Source organism: Streptomyces nanshensis (assembly GCF_001751255.1).
Lineage (GTDB): Bacteria > Actinomycetota > Actinomycetes > Streptomycetales > Streptomycetaceae > Streptomyces > Streptomyces nanshensis_A.
The window spans coordinates 1-641 of sequence record NZ_LJGW01000479.1; the positions used below are offsets into that span (position 1 = coordinate 1).

Annotated in this window: 1 protein-coding gene; it reads left to right on the forward strand. The window is 76.1% G+C overall.

Going from position 1 to position 641, the window contains the following annotated elements; translation table 11 throughout:
* Positions 1–641: PspC domain-containing protein (locus AN218_RS28695; RefSeq protein WP_141747726.1), on the forward strand; the 641-nt coding region annotated here is incomplete at both ends.

The window sequence follows — 641 nt, forward strand, 5'->3', positions numbered from 1 at the left end:
GGACACCGGCACGGGCCCCGGTCCCGACCCCGGTCCCGACCCCGGCCCCGGCCCCGGCACGGGCACCGGCACCCCCCGTCCGCAGCCCGCGCGCAGGCTCACCCGCAGCCGGCGTCCCAAGGTTCTCGCGGGCGTCTGCTCGGGACTCGGCCGCTACTTCGACCTCGATCCCGTCGTCTTCCGGATCCCGCTCGCGGTGATCTCCGTCGTCGGCGGCCTCGGCCTCGTCCTCTACGGCGCCGCCTGGCTGTTGATCCCCGCCGAGGACGTATCGCAGAACGAGGTGCGCCGGCTGCTGTCGGGACGTGTCGAGGGCAGCACCCTCGCCGGAATCCTCGTCGCGCTCCTCGGCTGCGGCCTCTTCCTCGCCTCGCTCGGCGGCCGCAGCACCTCCTTCTCCCTGCTGCTCGTCGGCGCGGTCGCGGGCGCCGCGTACTGGTCGCTGCACCGCCGCGAGGCGGAGGCCGCCGAGGCCGTCGGGGCTCCCGTGGACCCCACCACGGCGCACGCCGTCGCGGACGCGCCTCCGGAGGCGCAGGCTCCGCCCGTACCGGCGACGCCCTCGTGGTGGCGCGAGCCCCTCACCAAGGACGGCACCGGACTCCCTTCCGACACCGGCTATCTCTGGGGCCCGTCCGACG